This window comes from Clostridium fallax, from assembly GCF_900129365.1.
GTDB classification, from domain to species: Bacteria; Bacillota; Clostridia; order Clostridiales; family Clostridiaceae; genus Clostridium_AH; species Clostridium_AH fallax.
In genome coordinates, this window is sequence record NZ_FQVM01000007.1 from 88,649 (window position 1) to 106,579 (window position 17,931).

Consider the following 17,931-nt stretch of genomic DNA (forward strand, 5'->3'; position numbering starts at 1 on the left):
TTTCCTCCTTAAAGTTTCTCACCTATATATATTACCATAAAATTCAAAAGAATTTATAAGGATATATAAAAGATAATATTGTTAAAAATGAATATAATTTTTAAAACAATCATAATATTATTTAACAATATTTTTAAGGAATTATTTATGAAAAAAGCATTTTATACTATTTATTCAATACTTTTAATCGCCTTAATATTATCTGCAATAACATTATTAAATATAAACAAAAATTTTAATTCCTTTTCTACTTCCAATGTAATTTCTCATATCGAAGAACTTTCCTCTAATAAATATAAAGGTAGATTAGTTGGAACAGAGGAAAATTTATTAGCTGCTCAATATATAGAAAATCAATTTATTAATTTAAAGCTACTTCCTATAAATAATAGTTATAAAGATTACTTTAAAGCCCATGCCCCTACAAAAATTAGTGGAGACCCTTATTTTAATATTTATGATACTAGTGGAAACTTAGTTTATAAGCTTACTTATGGACAAGATTATAAAGAAACTTTTTTAAATTTTAAAAATAATAAGTTTAATATCTCAAAAAATGATAAATTAAATATTTTTCCTGACCTTATAGAAATAAATAAAGATAATAAAAGACTTCAATTAATTGTAAATGAAGATAATATTAATTTTAGAAGCTCTTTTATATATGATAGCAACTTAGATATGCAGCTTTTTATAAGTAGGGAATGTTATAATAATCTTATTAATTATTTAGAGAAAAACTATATTCTAGAAGTTTTTATTCCCTATAAAGCTGAATCTATTAATACCTTTAATGTTATTGGTTATATAGAAGGAAAAGATAATTCCCTTCCTCCTTTAATTTTAACATCTCACTTTGATCATATGGGTGAAGATCTTCTTAATAATATTTATCCTGGTGCCTTAGATAATAGCTCTGGCTCAGCTTTTTTAATAGAACTAGCAAAATATATAAAAAAGCTACCTAAACCTAATAGAGATATAATCTTTATCTCTTTTAATGGGGAGGAATTAGGACTTTTAGGATCTAAACATTTTGTTGAAAATAATTATAAGAATATAAAAAATAGTACAGTTATAAATTTTGATATGATTGGTGGAGATTACTCTATACCTATAACTTTTATGAAAGGCAGTAATAACTTAAATAGAGATTTTTCCATAATACAATCTCTAGAGTTTACTGCTATTAATGATTCTTTTAATTATGCTATTTTATCTGGTGAATATAGTGATCATGGTTCCTTTACAGAAAGGGGAATAGATGCTATAACTCTATGTGATTATGATATAAAAAGAATTCATACTTTAGATGATAAAGCCGAATTTATTGATAGGAAATCTATTGAGAGAGCTTTCTCTATAGTAAATAAAAATATTTTAAATATATGCTATGGAAATTATAAATTTATTTATAAAAATACTTTTATATTATCATTATCTCTCTTAATAATTCTTATAATTCTTTCATCTCTATATATTATAAGAAAAAAATTTCACAAAAAGAATTAATATATACTACTAAGTTTTTAAAAATCTTATTATATTAGATATTAATTTATTATAAATTGAACTTTTAATAAAAAACTATGAAATAAAGGTTTATGATAACCAATTTCATAGTTTTTTACTTATATAAAAATATATTGTATTTAAATTTTAATAATAATTTTTAATTTTATATCTTAAATAAACTATTACTTAGCATTTTCTTCACAATTTAGCCAAGCATTTATAAATAAATCAATATCTCCATCCATTACAGCCTGAACATTTGAAGTTTCAACATTAGTTCTATGATCCTTAACTAATGAGTATGGATGAAAAACATAAGATCTTATTTGACTTCCCCATCCCATATCTTTAAGTTCACCTGTTAAATCTTCTATTTTTTCTTTATGGGCTCTTTCTTTAAGCTCTATAAGCTTAGCTTTTAACATAGCCATTGCTGTATCTCTATTAGAAAATTGACTTCTCTCATTTTGGCATGACACAATTATTCCTGTTGGAATATGAGTAATTCTAACTGCTGACTCTGTTTTATTAACATGCTGTCCTCCAGCTCCACTTGCCCTAAAGGTATCTATCTTTAAGTCTGCTGGATTTATCTCTATATCCTGTTCCTTTGTAAGTTCTGGTATGATTTCTACTGATGCAAATGATGTCTGTCTTTTACCATTGGCATTATAAGGAGATATTCTTACTAATCTATGAATACCCTTTTCAGCTTTTAAATATCCTGCAGCAAATTCGCCAGTTACCCTTAAAGTAACAGTTTTTATCCCTGCTTCGTCTCCTGGTAAATAATCTAAAGTTTCAATTTTATAGCCTTTCTTTTCACACCATCTTGTATACATTCTCAAAAGCATTTCAGTCCAATCTTGGGCATCAGTACCACCAACCCCAGTATGTAAAGTTAATATGGCATTATTTTTATCATATTCACCAGAAAGTAGAATTTCTATTTTAAAATTATCTATTAAAGAAGATATCTCTTTTATTTCTTTTATTATTTCCTTTGCAGTATCATAATCATTTTCTTCTAAAAGTTCTTTTAGTATCTCTACATCTTCAACCTTTGAAACTAAGCTTTTAAATCTATTTATTTTATCTTTTATACTTTTAGCTTCCTGAGAAATTTCTTGAGCCTTTGATATATCATTCCAAAAGTCTGGTTCCTGCATTTTATGATCTAATTCATCACTTTGCTTCTCAAGTCCACTTAAGTCAAAGTGAATCCCTCATTTCATTTAAAGTTTTTTTAATATCTTGTAATTTAGAAAGATTTTCTTCTAGTTCAAGAATCATTTACTTCACCTCTTTATATATTGTTTATCTTCTTATCATAGAAATAGAACTCCGACATTCGGAGTTCTATTAATTTATTATTAAACTACTTCTCTTCCACAACAGTTTTTATATTTCTTACCACTTCCACAAGGACAAGGTTCATTTCTACCTACTCTATGCTCTTTTTTTACTGGAGTTCTCTTTGCAGAGTCATCTCCTCCATGGTTTGCTGAAGTTTCCTTAACTACTCTTTCTCTTTCTGGTTTACGTTCTGCTTGAACATGGAATAAATATTTAACTGTTTCAACCTTTATTGTGTGAATCATTTCATCAAACATATTACTACCTTCAAATTGATATGCTTGAACTGGATCTTGTTGTTTATAAGCTCTTAATCCTATACCTTGTTTTAAGTGATCCATATTATCTATATGATCCATCCATTTAGTATCTACAACCCTTAGAAGAATAACTCTTTCTATTTCTCTCATTTGTTCTGAGCCAAATTCTTCTTCTCTTTTACTATATATATCTAATGCCATATTTAAGAATTTTTCTTTTATCTCTTCATCTGATAATGTTTCTAATTCTTTAACTGTTACAGTATTATGTGGCATAAATATATCTTCCATATACTTTATAAGATTTTCAAGTTCTTCTGTAAAGTTTTCTTCCTCTCCAGATATGTGAGAAGTTACTCCTTCATATATAACATCTTTTATCATTGATTTTATTTCTTCTTCTAGGTTTTCACCTTGAAGAACTTCAGCCCTTTGTTTATATATGACTTCTCTTTGAAGATTCATAACATCATCATATCCTAAAAGATTCTTTCTTATATCAAAGTTGTTACCTTCAACTTTCTTTTGGGCATTTTCAATTGATTTAGAAACCATCTTACTTTCTATAGCTTCATCATCTCCAAGTCCTAATTTTTCTACTAATCCTTGAAGTCTTTCTGAACCAAATATTCTCATTAAATCATCTTCTAATGATATATAGAATCTTGATAAACCAGCATCTCCTTGACGTCCTGAACGTCCTCTAAGCTGATTATCAATTCTTCTTGATTCATGTCTTTCTGTACCTAGTATTTTTAGTCCACCAAGTTCTAATACACCTTCTCCAAGCTTAATATCTGTACCTCTACCAGCCATATTAGTAGCTATTGTAACCATACCTTTTTCTCCTGCATGTGTTACTATTTCAGCTTCTTGTTCATGATATTTAGCATTTAATACTTGATGTGGTACTCCCTTTTTCTTTAGTAATGATGATAATATTTCTGATTTTTCAATACTAGTAGTACCTACAAGTACCGGTTGACCTGTTTTGTGAGTTTCTGCTATTTCCTCAACTATAGCATTAAACTTACCTTTTTCTGTTTTATAAACCACATCAGATTCATCTATTCTTTGAACTGGTCTATGTGTTGGTACTACTATTACGTCTAATCCATATATTTCTCTAAACTCATTTTCTTCTGTTAAAGCCGTACCTGTCATACCTGATAGCTTTTTATACATTCTGAAGTAATTTTGGAATGTTATAGTTGCAAGAGTTTTGGATTCTCTCTCTACCTTAACTCCTTCTTTAGCCTCTATAGCTTGGTGAAGACCATCTGAATATCTTCTACCTTCCATAAGTCTACCTGTAAATTCATCAACTATAATTACTTCTCCATCTTTAACCATATAATCTTTATCTTTTCTCATTATATAGTTAGCCTTTAATGCTTGAGTTACGTAATGTTGAAGTTCCATATTCTCAGTATCAGCATAGTTTTCTATACCAAAAGCCTTTTCCGCTTCTTCAACACCTTCGTCAGTAAGCATAACTGCATGTGCTTTTTCATCTATTGTAAAATGTTCTTCTGGTTTTAATCTTTTTACAAAGAAGTCTGCTATTTTATAAAAATCTGTAGATTTTTCCCCTGCCCCAGAAATTATAAGCGGAGTTCTAGCCTCATCTATAAGAATTGAATCTACCTCATCCACTATAGCAAAGTTAAGTTCCCTTTGAACCATTTCTTCTTTGTATATAACCATATTATCTCTTAAATAATCAAATCCAAATTCATTATTAGTACCATATGTTATATCTGCAGCATAAGCAGCTCTTCTCTCATCATTATTTAAATCGTGAAGGATTACACCAGTTGTTAAACCTAAGAATTCATATAGTTTTCCCATCCATTCTTTATCTCTTTTAGCTAAGTAGTCATTTACTGTTACTATATGAACACCTTTCTCTGATAATGCATTAAGGTAAGCAGGAAGTGTTGCAACCAATGTTTTACCTTCTCCTGTTTTCATTTCAGCTATTCTACCTTGGTGAAGTACTATTCCTCCAATAAGTTGAACTCTATAATGTTTCATTCCTAATACTCTTGAAGAAGCCTCTCTAACCACTGCAAAAGCTTCTGGAAGTATATCATCTAAAGTTTCCCCTTTTTGCAATCTTTCTTTAAGTTCTAAAGTTTTTCCTTTTAACTCATCGTCAGAAAGAGATTGCATTTGGGAATCTAATGCTTCGATTTTATCAGCTATAGGCTGTATTCTTTTAACTTCTCTTTCGCTATATGATCCAAATATTTTATCAAAAAATCCCATGGTTTCATCCTCTCAATTCTGTATATTCTTATAATTCATTTATAAATTATAGCATTTATTAATATTGTTTTTCAACAATTCACTTACATTATTATGTAATTTATAAATAAAATAATTGTTTTTTAATATAATCTTTAAATAAGAGTATACCTCTTTTATAAGATATAGTAAAATTCATTATAAAAACTTATAAGTTCTTATAGTAAATTTAGATATTTATACATACAAAAAAGGTTTCCTTAAAGGAAACCTTTTTATTTACATATTAAAGGTAATCTGGTTCAATTAAACCATAATTTCCATCTTTTCTTTTATATATAACACTTGCTGTATTAGTATCTGCATCTTGAAATACAAAAAAATTGTGTCCTAAAAGCTCCATTTCCAAAATAGCTTCTTCTGTAGTCATTGGCTTAACGCTAAACTTTTTCACTTTTACTATTTTATTTTCTTCATCATCCTCATCATCAATATCATCTAAACTTAGATATCTAAGTGATTCACCTGAATATCTTCTTTGAAGTCTTGTTTTTTGTTTTCTTATCTGTCTTTCTAACTTCTCTTCTACTAAATCTATTGATTTGTACATATCATCAGTAGTTTCTTCTCCTCTTAACATTATTCCATTAATAGGAATTGAAACTTCTATTGTATGTCTATTTTTTTGAACTGACAGTGTAGCTCTGGCCTCTACATCAGGATTAAAATACTTTTCTAACTTAGATATCTTCTTTTCTACAGTTTCCTTCAATGCATTTGTCAAAACTATATTTTTTGCTAATACTGTAACCTTCATAAAGCCAGCCCCTCTCTTCTTATTAAAACTTTAAGTTTTAATATATGTTGTTTTCTTACTATTATTTTACCTTCTTAAAAGTATAATAACAAGGGCTATTTTGTGAATTTACTGAAAATTTAATCAATTTAAATTTAAATTTCTTAATAATGCTATACAATACTTAAAATTATAAATTTTTATAAAAAAAAGTTATCAGCCATATGACTAATAACTCATGCTAGTTGACCTGGTCTTTGACCCCACACTCGCCTGCTGGAACTTTCGCTACCCAGATTTAACTTCTCACTACTAATCCTCTCAGTTTTCCTGGCAGGACTTACTTCTAAGCCGCACCATGCTCATTGAAACTTTGTTCAACTTACGTGGATCGTTTTGCCTGCGACTGGCATCGACTTTCAACCACAAACCTAGCTCTTTTTATTATATACTACTTTTTGCAATAGTCAATAGTATAATTTCCTTTGCCCCTTCTTTTTGTAAAATTTTCTTACAAAAATATAAAGTTGAACCTGTAGTTATAATATCATCTATAAGTAATATACTTTTATTTTTTATATTATATCTACTGTTAAAAGAAAAAGCATTTAAAAGATTAATTTTCCGTTCTTCTTTTGTTAAAGTTTTTTGTTCAGAAACCTCCTTATTTTTCAATATTAAAGTTTTCACTGAATTATTTGTAATGTTACCTATATTTAATGCCAAAACCTCACACTGATTAAATCCTCTTTTTTTAATAGAATTTTTTGATGATGGAACAAATGTTATAACATCAAAATTTATATCCTCTTTAATTATTTTATTTGATATTAATTTTGCCAAAAATTCTCCTGCATAAAAATTATTTTTATATTTAAAATCTAATATTAAATTTTTTATTAAGGTAGAATATGTGGTTACAACATTAACTTCCATATGAAAATCCTTAATATACGTTTTTTCTTTAATAAAATATATATTAGAGTAACAGTTACTGCAAATATCATCTGTGCTTTCTAAATCTTTATTACAAACTATGCATCTATCACCATGAGGATAGATAACTTCTAAGATGCAATTTCCTATATAATTTAGCAATCTAAAATTCCTTTTTCCCATAATCTTTTATTAAAATCCCTTGCAATTTCCTTTGCTTTCTCCATATCCTTGGTTATAGAATTTGAAACAAATAAAACTTCTCCATAACCATCTTTAGATAGTATTACTTTTCCACACAAATATAAAAGTTTTTTATAGTTATAATATTTATCCTCTGAAAAATATATAATTATATCTACAAGTTCTGATGGTTTTAAATAATCACCAATATAATTAGTTATTATCATTAGAGGTTTATCTTTTAGTTCACTAATTTTTTTAAAAATTTTATAATCCTTTTTACTTTTTATTTTTAATATTCTTATATTAGAAGACATATTTAAAACTTTACAGAAGTAATCATAAATTCTATCAACACTTTCCTTAGTGGGTGTATGTATTACTACTGTTCTTTTATTTTGACTAAACCATTTTAAATAATCATATACTAAATAAGGTATATCTTTTGTTAAGTCTATTCTTGTGGTTATTATTCTAGGCTCTGGAAATGGAGTATTGTTAATACATCCACACATATCTATGCATTTACAATTATTGAATATTTTTTCCACTGAATATATTAAAAGTTTTTCACATTTTTTATATAAATAATCTAATAACATTCTTATCTCTATTTTTTCTTTATGTGAAAACGCTGAAATATCATCATATATAACTAAATCATAAAAATCCTTATATTTATATACTAAATCTGATGTAACAAATTTTAATTTTCCATTCTTTTCATCTTTAGATCTAGTAAAATAATTATAATCTTCTATGTTATTTATGGTTTTTATACTTTTTATGATGGTTTCATCTACAGTATTACCATTAATTACATAAAGTATACTTCCACCTTCATTATATACTTTTTTAACTAAAGTTCTAAAAATTAAAGATGTATTATATGGTATGGTTATTATATTTAATACTTTATCTATATCTTTTTCATACCAATTTTCTATTTTTCTTATTATATAATTAATTTCAACACATCTTCTATCAATTTTTAAATTACTCATATTAAAACCCTCGCTGATTTTATTTTGTAAATGCATCATTAGATATTATATCTTTTATTCTCCATTTAAGTGACGAATGTCTTTCATTACTTCTTATATTATCTACCATATACTTCAAGGCCTTTGGCACACCAACCACAACTACCATTTCTTTAGCTCTAGTTATACCTGTATATAAAAGATTTCTGTTCATTAAAAATGGAGACCCCATATAGGAAGGCATTATTACTACCGGGAACTCACTTCCTTGACTTTTATGTATCGTTATTGCATATGCTAAATCTAGTTCATCTACATAAAGAAAATCATAAGTAACTTCTTTTTCATCATCAAAAATCACTGTTAAGGTTCTATTTTCTTCATCAATATCTCTTATGAATCCCATGTCACCATTAAATACTCCTACACCTTCATTTTCTCCATCTCCATTAATTCTAATCCATTTCAAACTATAATTATTTTTAGTTTGCATAACTTTATCCCCAACTCTAAAAATAGTATCTTTTAATTGCTTTTCTTTTTTATTATCTGATTTAGGATTTAAGATTTCTTGAAGCTTTTGGTTTAAATTTGTTACTCCTAATGTTCCTTTTTTCATAGGGGCTAATATCTGAATATTTTTTAAATTATTCCAAGATGAATTAAATTTAGGTAGCCTTTTATTTATAAGATCTATTATAGTATTAACTATGAAATCCAAATTTTCTTCTTTTAAAAAATAAAAATCTTTTCCTTTTTCATTTAAAAAGGGCATTTCACCATGATTTATTCTATGAGCATTTACCACTATCATACTCTCTTTTCCCTGTCTAAATATTTCATTTAATCTAACTACCTTTGTAAAACCACTAGAAATTAAATCTGATAATACATTTCCAGGACCTACTGATGGAAGTTGATCAACATCTCCAACAATAATCAGTCTAGTTCCTACCTTTATAGCTTTTAAAAGAGTATTCATAAGCATTACATCTATCATAGAAGCTTCATCAATAATCACTACGTCTGCCTCTAATGGTGATGATTCATTCTTTGAAAAAACTGAATCTTTATCATCTTCTACTCCCATTTCAAGCATTCTATGAATTGTTTTTGCTTCTCTTCCTGTAGACTCTGACATTCTTTTAGCAGCTCTACCTGTTGGCGCTCCTAAAACAACCTTCATACCACATTTTTCAAAAATATCTATTATACATTTTATAATAGTTGTTTTACCTGTTCCTGGTCCACCTGTTATAATTTCAATTCCATTCTCAAAGGCTCCAACTATTGCTTCCTTCTGAGAATCTGCAAAATTTATTTGATTTTTCTCTTCAAATCTTTTTATCTCAAATTCCCAATCTATATTTATATCATTAAATTTACTTATAGCTAAAGTAAGTATTCTTTTAGTTATTCCTATTTCACAATAATAATAAGGAAGATTAAAAACAGCCTCTACGCCATCTACATTTTCTATTTTTATTTTTCCATCTACTGTACTATCATATATATTTTTCTCTATAACTTCATCACTAACTACTAATACTTCAATAGCCTTTTTTATAAGTAACTCCTTTGGCATAAATGTATTTCCATTAGCACAAAAATCATTTATAACATATCTTATTCCACTTTGTATTCTAAAAGGAGACTCTTTATCTATTCCTAAAGAATAAGCAATTCTATCTGAAGATTTAAATCCTATTCCACTAATCTCATCACATAATATATAAGGATTATCTTTTACAATATTAATAGATGCGGAACCAAATCTTTTATATATTTTTATACATTGATTAGTAGTAACCCCATGTCCTTGGAAAAATATCATTATACTTTTTAAGTCTCTTTGAGCTAGGTAAGATTCCATAATTACATGAAGTTTTTTCTCTCCTATTCCTTCGATTTCTCTAAGTCTTTCTATATCATTATCCAAAATCTCTAAAGATCTATCTCCAAATCTTTGTATTATTTTTTTTGCTGTAACAGGACCTATTCCTTGAATAACTCCAGAGGATAAATATTTCTCAATTTCTTCAGTAGTAGTTGGAAGTATTTCTTCACATTCCTCACTTTTAAACTGTCTTCCGAACTGCTGATGAAGGACCCACTGACCTTTAATAGATAGGTTTTGCCCCTCTTGTATATATGGAATTATCCCAACTACAGTTACTGTTTTTTTATTTGTTATTAACTTAAAAACTACATAACCATTATCTTCATTCTTAAAGACAATGGAATCTACTATTCCTCTTATTACTTCCATAGAAATTCTCCCATTTAAAATTTAAAATCTTATTACATTATTATAACATAGGAAAATTAATAATAAAAAAATCGTAATTATATTAAAATATTTAATATATAGTAAGTAAAAATATTTTTGTATAAAAAGAATATACTATAAATATATTCTTTAAAATAATTATTTAACAATTTAATCCATTAATTTGATCTATAATTAAAAATATATAATTGACTACTTAATAATATATAATTAGTATTATAAATGGGGGTGTTAGAATGTTACTAATAAAAAACTGTAATATGATTTTTTTAGATAAAATCAAAAAAGGTTCTATTTTAGTAGAAAACGGAAAAATTTCAAAGATAAATCCTTCTACTGAATCTCTTGTAAATGATATCACTACAATAGATGGAGATGGTCTTTATTTATCTCCTGGATTTATAGATGTTCATATCCATGGAGCTGGTGGCTATGATACCATGGATGGTACATATGAATCAATTAATAATATAGCAAAAACAATAGTAAAAAATGGAACAACTTCATTTCTACCAACAACTATGACTGTTAGTATACCTGAAATTTTACAATCTGTAAGTGCTATAGCAGAAGCTAAAAAAAATGGTACTGATGGAGCAAATGTTTTAGGCGCTCATTTAGAAGGTCCATTTATAAGTCCTGATGCTATAGGTGCACAAAATCCTAAATATATAGAAAAACCGTCAATAGAAACTTTTAAAAAAATGGTAGGAAATAATGAAGATGCTGTAGTTTCTTTAACCCTAGCTCCAGAAATTGAAGGAGCTAAAGAACTTATTGAATACTTGTCAAATAAAAATATATTATGTTCAATAGGTCATACTAAAGCTACTTATAATCAAGCTATGGATGGTATTAAATGGGGAGCACGTCATGCTACTCATTTATTTAATGCAATGACTCCACTTCATCATAGAAATCCTGGAGTTGTAGGAGCTGTATTTGACAGTGATATAACTACTGAAACTATTTCAGATGGCATTCATATATCATATCCTGTTTTAAGAACCTCATATAAAATAAAAGGAACAGATAAAGTTTTACTTATTACAGATGCTATGATGGCTTGCTGTATGCCTGATGGAGAATATTCCTTAGGTGGTCAAATTGTTATAGTTAAAGATGGTGCTGCAAGACTTAAAACCGGTTCATTAGCTGGTTCTGTTTTAACTTTAAACAAAGCTATAAAAAATATATATGAAAATACTAATTATCCTTTATATGAAATTGTTAAAATGGCAACTTATAATGGAGCAAAGCATTGTAAAGTAGATGATAGAAAAGGTCTTATAAAAGAAGGTTACGATGCAGACTTAGTTGTTTTTGATGAAGATATAAATATAAAAACTGTAATTGTTAATGGAAAAATAGTTCATCAAAAATAAATAATTTATTTTATAAAAAAGCATCTTAAAATGTATAAATACATTTTAAGATGCTTTTTATATTATAGATATTTCTTTATTTCTTCTACTTTATCTAATTGTTCCCAAGGAAGTTTAACATCTGTTCTTCCAAAGTGACCATAAGCTGCTGTTTGCTTATATATAGGTCTTCTTAACTCTAAATCTCTTATTATAGCACCTGGTCTTAAATCAAAAACTTTATTGATTATATCAACAATTTCTTCATCTGATATTTTACCTGTTCCAAAGGTATCTACAACTATTGATACAGGCTTTGCAACTCCTATAGCATAAGCTAATTGAATTTCTAACTTATCTGCTACTCCTGCTGCAACTAGATTTTTTGCAACCCATCTTGCTGCATATGCTGCTGATCTATCAACCTTTGTAGCATCTTTCCCTGAGAAAGCTCCACCACCATGTCTTCCATATCCACCATATGTATCAACAATTATTTTTCTTCCTGTTAGACCAGTATCTCCTTGAGGTCCACCTACAACAAATCTTCCTGTTGGGTTTATATAATATTTTGTTTTATCATCTAAGAATTCTTGTGGAATAACAGCTTTTATAACATTTTCCATTATATCTTTTTCAATTTGTTCTTGAGTAACTTCATCTCCATGTTGAGTTGATACAACTATTGCATCTATTCTAACTGGTTTATCATTTTCATACTCTACAGTAACTTGTGTTTTCCCATCTGGTCTTAAATAAGCTAATGTACCATTTTTTCTAACTTCTGTTAATCTTCTTGATAATCTATGAGCCATAGCTATTGGAAAAGGCATAAATTCTGGTGTTTCATTGGTAGCAAAACCAAACATCATTCCTTGGTCTCCTGCTCCTACAGCTTCAACTTCATCTTTTTGTCCTTTTTTAAATTCTAAAGCTTCATCAACGCCCATAGCAATATCTGCTGATTGTTCATCTATTGATGTTATAACTGAACATGTATCACAATCAAAGCCATACTTAGCTCTATCATATCCTATTTCTCTTATTGTTTCTCTTACTACCTTTGGTATATCTACATAACAATTAGTTGTTATTTCTCCCATAACAACTACCATTCCTGTTGTTACACAAGTCTCACAAGCAACTCTTGCCATAGGATCCTTTTCTAACATTGCATCTAAAACTGCATCTGAAATTTGGTCACAAATTTTATCTGGATGTCCTTCAGTAACTGATTCTGAGGTAAATAATCTTCTCATTTAAATTTCTCCCTTCAATTTTTCATTATAGAATATACAAAAATTAAAGCCTTTTCTTAAGGATAAGAAAAGGCTTACTACTCATAGTTCCCCTCTTATCTTGCAAATATAAATTGCTGGAATTGGCACCTTTGTGTTTTACACAGGTTGCCGGGCTTCACCGGGCCGTATCCCTCCACCTCTCTGGATAAGAGCTTATTAATTTTTATTCGAAATAAATTATATCACTTGACTATACATTAGTCAATAAATTATGGCTACTTTTAATATCTACATAATTATGAATATATTGCATTTCAAGTTTTTATATTAATTAAAGTTAATATAAAAATTACTTTAGAATCATTTATTCTATAAGTTTACTCTTAAAATAACAAAAAGTCTATATGAAAATATAAATGTTTTATTTAACAAATAAAAAACACAAGAAATATTCCTTGTGTTTTTGGTGGAGGAGAGTGGATTCGAACCACTGAAGCAACTTGCAACAGATTTACAGTCTGCCCCCTTTGGCCACTCGGGAACTCCTCCATATATATTTTTTAAAAAAATGGAGCTGGCAATAGGAGTCGAACCTACAACCTGCTGATTACAAGTCAGCTGCTCTGCCATTGAGCCATGCCAGCAAATTATTTTTCTTCTTTTGTTTTTTTGAAATGGTGGGCACAACAGGGCTCGAACCTGTGACCCTCTGCTTGTAAGGCAGATGCTCTCCCAGCTGAGCTATGCGCCCATTTCTTGGTGGAGGAGAGTGGATTCGAACCACTGAAGCAACTTGCAACAGATTTACAGTCTGCCCCCTTTGGCCACTCGGGAACTCCTCCGTATGTATTTTTTAAATGGAGCTGGCAATAGGAGTCGAACCTACAACCTGCTGATTACAAGTCAGCTGCTCTGCCATTGAGCCATGCCAGCAAATTATTTTTTCTTTTGTTTTTTGAAATGGTGGGCACAACAGGGCTCGAACCTGTGACCCTCTGCTTGTAAGGCAGATGCTCTCCCAGCTGAGCTATGCGCCCATTTCTTGGTGGAGGAGAGTGGATTCGAACCACTGAAGCAACTTGCAACAGATTTACAGTCTGCCCCCTTTGGCCACTCGGGAACTCCTCCGTATGTACTTTTTAAATGGAGCTGGCAATAGGAGTCGAACCTACAACCTGCTGATTACAAGTCAGCTGCTCTGCCATTGAGCCATGCCAGCAAAATTTATTTTTTCTTTAGTTTTTGTCTGTTGGCTTGTCGCCAATCGACAATAGCTATTATATATTCCTATTCTTTTTATTTCAATAGTTGCATCACCTTATATTTGGCCATATACTGAAATTATATCAATAATACTTATATTTTCTTATTATTTCTATCAAATTCTTATAAATATAATTAAAGTATTTAAAGTTTTTATAATTTGCACTATAATTCCTTTATAAATTATTTATATAAGGAGTTATTTATGGATAAACTACAAAAGTTACTTAGTAAAAGCCGTAGGGCAATTCAAGATTTTAAATTAATAGAAAATGGAGATAAAATCGCTGTAGGTTTATCTGGTGGTAAGGATAGTCTAACTTTATTATATATTTTAAATGCCTATAAAAGATTTTCTCCTGAAAAATTTGATCTAATAGCAATTACATTAAATCCAGGCACCGGTGCAGATTTTTCTCCTCTTCACAAACTATGTGATGAACTTCAAGTTCCTTTTTATGAAATAGATACAAACATAAAAGAAGTGGTTTTTGACATTAGAAAGGAAAAAAATCCTTGTTCATTATGTGCGAACATACGTAGAGGTGCCTTAAATACTAATGCTAAAAACTTAGGTTGTAATAAAATAGCCTTAGGCCATCATAAAAATGATGCTATAGAGACTTTATTATTATCTATGTTTTATGAAGGAAGGATACAATCTTTTTCTCCCAAAACTTATTTAGATAAAGCTGATATAACTTTAATCCGCCCTATGGTATATATAGATGAATTAGAGATTAAGAGCTTTATAAAGAAAAATGATATATCTGTTATAAACAATTCTTGTCCTGCCAATGGCTTTACCAAAAGACAAGAAGTAAAAGATTTAACTTATGAGTTAGATAAAAGGATTCCTGGCTTTAAAAAAAATATATTTTCTGCATTAAATAATCCAGAGCAATCATTTCTTTGGGATAAATCAAAATTTTAATATGATGTAAGAAACATAAGGTTTCTTACATCATATTAAAATTTATTTATATATTAATAAGCTTTTAAAAACTTATTAGCTAATTTATTAATATTAAAATAAAACCTAATAAAGATTTTTCTATATACTTAATAAAATTCTTATATATAATATAGTTCTTATTTTTTAATATAATAATCATTCTTTATCTTTTAAATTATATTTTTTTCAATATTATCTATCTCCATATAGGGAGATAATATTTCTTTTATTTTTTCATAATCCTTTATAGAAAGTTTTTCTTTTAAAGTTTTAAAAATATTTGTTGCAGCCCATAGTTCATTATCACTTTTCATATAATTTATTATATTTTTTATATCTTTTCCATTTAATTTTGTAGACAAATATAAAAGTTGTTTTTTATCTTTGAAAGAAATTTTATCTTGTAATCTATTTTTATTAACTTTAAAAACTCCTATATCTTCCTTTATATCCTTCTTTACAGTTTCTTTGCTTTTATTAGTTTCTATATTATTTAAAATTGAATTTTCTCTATTATAATTCTCTAAATTTTTATTTATTTTCTCTTTATTTTTATATTCATTATTCTTTTCTATTGAAATTTTATTTTTCTCTTTATTAACTTTTATATTATTATCTATAGTATTTTTTTTATTACTATCAATATTTTCTTTATTATAATTAAGATCTTCATTATAACTATTTTTAACTATTTTATCACTTTTTATATCGGCAGTATTATCTATTGTATTAGAAATTATATTCATAAAAAATACTGTAATTATTGTACTTACTATAATTATAATAGATTCTATTAACTTTCTCATATTAACACCCTCCTATATAAAAACATTGACATTTATAATAAATTTTATTCTTTAATTAAAATAATTCTTATAAAAAAGTCATATATATTATTGAAAGGGGGTATCAAAATTTGAAAAAATTAAAAGTTAATCATAAATCAACTCTAGCTTCTAAAGAAATAGCCCATTTTTTAAAAGATTATATAAATAAAAATACTGTTATAGTTTGCATTGGAACTGATAAATGTATAGGAGATTGTTTAGGACCCTTAGTAGGTACTTTTTTAACTAATAGTTCATTTGAATTACCTGTTTATGGTACAATATCCTCTCCAATTCATGCTTTAAATCTAAATACTAAAATATCGGAAATATTAAAAAATCATAAAAATTCTTCTATTATAGGTGTTGATGCCTGTTTAGGAGATAGTTCATCTATAGGGGAAATTCATGTTAGAAATATCCCTATTCATCCAGGAAAAGGTGTAGGTAAAGCTTTACCTGAGGTTGGTGATACATCAATAATTGGTATTGTAGACTCTAGTGATAACGCAGAAATTTTTACTTCTAGATCCATAAGATTAAACCTAATTTTTGATTTGGCTAATGTTATATCAGAAGGAATTATATCTAGTTATAATTTAAAATTTAATAAAAAATAAAAAAAACAGTTTTAAAACTGTTTTTTTTATTTTTAAATATTTAATTATTTTTCAATTAAAGCTAATACCATATCCGGATTAAATTTCAATTTATTGAAATGCTTTAAAACCTTTCCTGTACCAATAGCTACACATTCTACAGTCTCTTCCGCAACAATAGTTTTAACACCAGTTTTTTCTTCTATATATTTATCCAATCCAAAAAGTAAAGCTCCTCCACCAGTCATAACTATTCCTTTGTTTGAAATATCCGCACTTAATTCAGGTGGCGTTTGTTCTAATACTTCATGAACTTTTTCTGCTATTACACTAACAACATCAGTTAATGCTTTCCTTATTTCTTCTGTAGATATTTCAACTATATCAGGTAAACCTGTTATTAAGTTTCTTCCTTTTACTGGCATTGTAACATTTCTTAATCCTCCAACCACTGATGCTACATTTATTTTAAGGTTTTCAGCCGATCTTTCACCTATCATAAGATTGTACTTATTTCTTACATATTTTATTATTACTTCATCAAACATGTCTCCTGCTATTTTAACAGAATCCCTAATAACTATACCACCTAAAGATATAACAGCTATATCTGTTGTACCTCCACCTATATCAATTATCATACTTCCACTTGGTTTGGATATCTCTATTCCAGCACCAACGGCAGCTGCTAATGGTTCTTCTATTAAGTAAACATCTCTTGCTCCTGAATTTCTTGCTGCGTCTATAACTGCTCTCTTTTCAACTTCCGTAGCCTGTGAGGGAACACACACCATTACTCTTGGCGCAGATATTTTACTTTTACCGCAACCTTTTTTTATAAAATATTTTAGCATTTTTTCAGTCATATCATAATCAGAAATTACTCCATCTTTTAAAGGTCTGATTGCAACAATATTACCTGGAGTTCTCCCAATCATTTTTCTAGCATCTTCTCCAACTGCTAAAACTTTATTAGTATTTTTATCTATAGCTACTACTGATGGTTCCTTTAATACAATACCTTTATCTTTTAAATAAACTAGTATTGTTGCGGTACCTAAATCTATTCCCATATCTGTTCCCATTTTCCAAAACCACATTCCTAATTCACTC

Annotated in this window: 13 protein-coding genes, 8 tRNA genes and 1 riboswitch; of the genes, 4 read left to right on the forward strand and 17 right to left on the reverse strand. The window is 28.1% G+C overall.

The genetic code is table 11. The features are described 5' to 3' along the window. The first annotated feature begins 147 nt into the window (after positions 1 to 147). Positions 148 to 1,512: a M28 family metallopeptidase gene (locus tag BUA70_RS05510; protein ID WP_072894468.1), complete on the forward strand. Its 1,365-nt coding sequence runs from the start codon at positions 148 to 150 to the stop codon at positions 1,510 to 1,512. A gap of 185 nt (positions 1,513 to 1,697) precedes the next feature. Here the strand turns inward: BUA70_RS05510 and prfB are convergent. From prfB to recD2, 6 genes are all read right to left on the reverse strand, one after another. Further along, positions 1,698 to 2,808 (reverse strand): peptide chain release factor 2 gene (gene prfB / locus BUA70_RS05515; RefSeq protein WP_111944800.1). Its coding sequence is split into 2 segments (ribosomal slippage): positions 1,698 to 2,741 and positions 2,743 to 2,808, totalling 1,110 coding nucleotides; the frame shifts between segments, so codons are not numbered across the junction. 80 nt (positions 2,809 to 2,888) lie between these two features. Beyond that, positions 2,889 to 5,402, reverse strand: coding sequence for a preprotein translocase subunit SecA (gene secA / locus BUA70_RS05520; protein WP_072894474.1), 2,514 nt, complete (start codon positions 5,400 to 5,402; stop codon positions 2,889 to 2,891). Positions 5,403 to 5,667: 265 nt separating this feature from the next. Then, complete coding sequence (gene hpf / locus BUA70_RS05525; protein ID WP_072894476.1) at positions 5,668 to 6,198, reverse strand: ribosome hibernation-promoting factor, HPF/YfiA family; 531 nt, start codon at positions 6,196 to 6,198, stop codon at positions 5,668 to 5,670. Between the two features lie 423 nt (positions 6,199 to 6,621). Then, positions 6,622 to 7,296, reverse strand: a complete 675-nt coding sequence (locus BUA70_RS05530; protein WP_072894479.1) for a ComF family protein — start codon at positions 7,294 to 7,296, stop codon at positions 6,622 to 6,624. Further along, positions 7,269 to 8,300 (reverse strand): hypothetical protein, encoded by a 1,032-nt coding sequence (locus BUA70_RS05535; protein ID WP_143762335.1) that lies wholly within the window; start codon positions 8,298 to 8,300, stop codon positions 7,269 to 7,271. Before BUA70_RS05535 ends, BUA70_RS05530 begins: the two co-directional genes overlap by 28 nt. A 19-nt stretch (positions 8,301 to 8,319) precedes the next feature. Beyond that, on the reverse strand, positions 8,320 to 10,548 hold the full coding sequence (gene recD2 / locus BUA70_RS05540) for an SF1B family DNA helicase RecD2 (protein ID WP_072894485.1): 2,229 nt from the start codon (positions 10,546 to 10,548) through the stop codon (positions 8,320 to 8,322). A gap of 257 nt (positions 10,549 to 10,805) precedes the next feature. On the opposite strand from recD2, the gene nagA reads away from it, so the two are divergent. Next, complete coding sequence (gene nagA, locus BUA70_RS05545; RefSeq protein ID WP_072894490.1) at positions 10,806 to 11,954, forward strand: N-acetylglucosamine-6-phosphate deacetylase; 1,149 nt, start codon at positions 10,806 to 10,808, stop codon at positions 11,952 to 11,954. 62 nt (positions 11,955 to 12,016) lie between these two features. On the opposite strand, the gene metK is transcribed toward nagA, so the two are convergent. The 9 genes from metK to BUA70_RS05590 form a co-directional block, all read right to left on the reverse strand. Then, positions 12,017 to 13,192, reverse strand: coding sequence for a methionine adenosyltransferase (metK, locus tag BUA70_RS05550; protein ID WP_072894494.1), 1,176 nt, complete (start codon positions 13,190 to 13,192; stop codon positions 12,017 to 12,019). A gap of 92 nt (positions 13,193 to 13,284) precedes the next feature. After that, positions 13,285 to 13,386: riboswitch (SAM riboswitch) on the reverse strand. Between the two features lie 252 nt (positions 13,387 to 13,638). Further along, a tRNA-Tyr gene (locus BUA70_RS05555) sits at positions 13,639 to 13,723 on the reverse strand. 20 nt (positions 13,724 to 13,743) lie between these two features. Continuing rightward, positions 13,744 to 13,818 (reverse strand) — tRNA-Thr (locus BUA70_RS05560). 31 nt (positions 13,819 to 13,849) lie between these two features. Next, a tRNA-Val gene (locus BUA70_RS05565) sits at positions 13,850 to 13,925 on the reverse strand. Positions 13,926 to 13,931: 6 nt separating this feature from the next. After that, positions 13,932 to 14,016 (reverse strand) — tRNA-Tyr (locus BUA70_RS05570). A gap of 16 nt (positions 14,017 to 14,032) precedes the next feature. Beyond that, a tRNA-Thr gene (locus BUA70_RS05575) sits at positions 14,033 to 14,107 on the reverse strand. Between the two features lie 28 nt (positions 14,108 to 14,135). Then, positions 14,136 to 14,211, reverse strand: a tRNA-Val gene (locus BUA70_RS05580). A gap of 6 nt (positions 14,212 to 14,217) precedes the next feature. Further along, a tRNA-Tyr gene (locus tag BUA70_RS05585) sits at positions 14,218 to 14,302 on the reverse strand. 16 nt (positions 14,303 to 14,318) lie between these two features. Further along, positions 14,319 to 14,393 (reverse strand) — tRNA-Thr (locus BUA70_RS05590). Between the two features lie 249 nt (positions 14,394 to 14,642). Between BUA70_RS05590 and BUA70_RS05595 the strand changes: the two genes are divergently transcribed. After that, a complete protein-coding gene (locus BUA70_RS05595; protein WP_072894496.1) occupies positions 14,643 to 15,371 on the forward strand; it encodes a PP-loop family protein in 729 nt (242 codons plus the stop codon). A gap of 191 nt (positions 15,372 to 15,562) precedes the next feature. Here BUA70_RS05595 and BUA70_RS05600 read toward each other — a convergent pair whose 3' ends face one another. Then, positions 15,563 to 16,198 carry a hypothetical protein gene (locus tag BUA70_RS05600; RefSeq protein ID WP_072894500.1) on the reverse strand — a complete coding sequence of 212 codons (636 nt, stop codon included), beginning with the start codon at positions 16,196 to 16,198 and terminating at the stop codon, positions 15,563 to 15,565. A gap of 110 nt (positions 16,199 to 16,308) precedes the next feature. On the opposite strand from BUA70_RS05600, the gene yyaC reads away from it, so the two are divergent. After that, positions 16,309 to 16,839: a spore protease YyaC gene (yyaC, locus tag BUA70_RS05605; RefSeq protein WP_072894503.1), complete on the forward strand. Its 531-nt coding sequence runs from the start codon at positions 16,309 to 16,311 to the stop codon at positions 16,837 to 16,839. A 44-nt stretch (positions 16,840 to 16,883) separates the two neighbouring features. Here the strand turns inward: yyaC and mreB are convergent, their stop codons facing one another. After that, on the reverse strand, positions 16,884 to 17,918 hold the full coding sequence (mreB, locus tag BUA70_RS05610) for a rod shape-determining protein MreB (RefSeq protein WP_072894506.1): 1,035 nt from the start codon (positions 17,916 to 17,918) through the stop codon (positions 16,884 to 16,886). Positions 17,919 to 17,931 lie beyond the last annotated feature (13 nt).